Annotated in this window: 1 protein-coding gene; it reads right to left on the reverse strand. The window is 66.9% G+C overall.

Annotated features, from left to right (window positions below):
• A partial coding sequence (locus IG88_RS39805; protein WP_267884683.1) for an acyltransferase domain-containing protein occupies positions 1-1,008 on the reverse strand: 1,008 nt, incomplete at its 3' end.
• Positions 1,009-1,018 lie beyond the last annotated feature (10 nt).

Below are 1,018 nucleotides of genomic sequence, written 5' to 3' on the forward strand. Positions count from 1 at the left end.
GAAGGCGTACGTGGGCAACGCGACCCGCCGTCCGGGACGCAGCCCCGGCCACGACACCACCGCCCCCCGCGCATACAGACGCGCCAGCCCCCGGACGAACGAGACCACCTCACCCTGCCCCACCCGCACCGACGGAACCGCCACCACACCCTCACCACGCCCCTGCACCAGACCCGACAACACCGCCTCGGGACCCACCTCGACAAACTCGGTCACCCCCCGACCCACCAACCACTCCACACCATCCCCGAACCGCACAGCCTCCCGGGCATGACGCACCCAGTACTCCACCGAAGCCAACTCCGCCCCCGCCACCGAACCCGTCACATTCGACACCACAGCAATCCCCGGCTCACTGAACGACACCCCCCGCAACACCGCCGCGAACTCCTCCAGCACCGGCTCCACCAACGGCGAATGGAACGCCTGACTCACCCGCAACCGCCGCGAACGACACCCCGCCTCACCAGCCAGCTCCACCACCCTCCCCACACCCGCCCCAGCACCCGAAACCACCACCGACGACGGACCGTTCACCGCACCCACCGACACCGAACCCCCCACCCCCGCACCAGCAATCCACCCCAGCACCTGCTCCTCCGACGCCTCCAACGACACCATCACCCCACCCGCCGGCAACGCCTGCATCAAACGACCACGCGCAGCAACCACCCGCACCGCATCCCCCAGCGACCACACCCCCGCCACACACGCAGCAGCCAACTCACCCACCGAATGACCCATCACGAAATCAGGACGCACCCCACACCGCTCCAACAACCGGAACAACGCCACCTCAAAAGCAAACAAACCCGCCTGCGTATACACCGTCTCGTCCATCAACGCCGCAGCATCCGACCCCTCCTCAGCCCACAACACCTCACGCAACGGCACCTCCAACAACCCGTCAAACGCATCACACACCTCACCGAACACCTCACCAAACCCCGGCAAACCCACCAACTCACGCCCCATACCCAACCGCTGAGACCCCTGACCCGAAAACACCAGAGCCAGG

Origin of the sequence: Streptomyces sp. NRRL F-5650 (assembly GCF_000721365.1) — a bacterium.
Classification (GTDB): domain Bacteria; phylum Actinomycetota; class Actinomycetes; order Streptomycetales; family Streptomycetaceae; genus Streptomyces; species Streptomyces ardesiacus.